Origin of the sequence: Lysobacter sp. TAB13, from assembly GCF_052113885.1 — a bacterium.
Lineage (GTDB): Bacteria > Pseudomonadota > Gammaproteobacteria > Xanthomonadales > Xanthomonadaceae > Lysobacter > Lysobacter gummosus.
This window is the reverse complement of the sequence record NZ_JBFRDR010000329.1, coordinates 1-385: the sequence shown is the minus strand read 5'-3', so window position 1 is coordinate 385 and position 385 is coordinate 1. Positions and strand designations below refer to the sequence as shown.

Sequence of the window (385 nt, the reverse complement as noted above, 5' to 3'; positions counted from 1 at the left end):
GCATCGGGTCGCGACCCCCGCCAACTGGAAGCAGGGTGAAGACGTGATCATCGCCGGCTCGGTGTCGAACGATGAAGCGAAGCAGCTCTATCCGGATGGCTGGAGGGAACCCAAGCCCTATATCCGCATCGTGGCGCAGCCTGGAGGCTGAGAGCGGTCTTGCCTCAGCCGCTGCGCATTGGAAGCGCGATATGAGGGTAAGCCGGGCAAGCAGAATGGCGCGCGCGGCCGGCACTGCGCTGGAGGGACGAGTTCGTCGCATCACCGCCCCTTCAATTGCCCGCTCTGGCGATGAGGCTCACCAACTGACCTTGATGCCGAGCTTGCCGTCATAGGCGTGCGAACGGCCATTGAGGCTGATCTGGTATCCTGCCGAGGCGTAGAG

1 pseudogene is annotated in these 385 nt (G+C 63.4%); it reads left to right on the top strand.

The features are described 5' to 3' along the window. Nucleotides 1-151: pseudogene (locus tag AB4Y92_RS26390) on the top strand (peroxidase); the annotation flags it as partial. Nucleotides 152-385 lie beyond the last annotated feature (234 nt).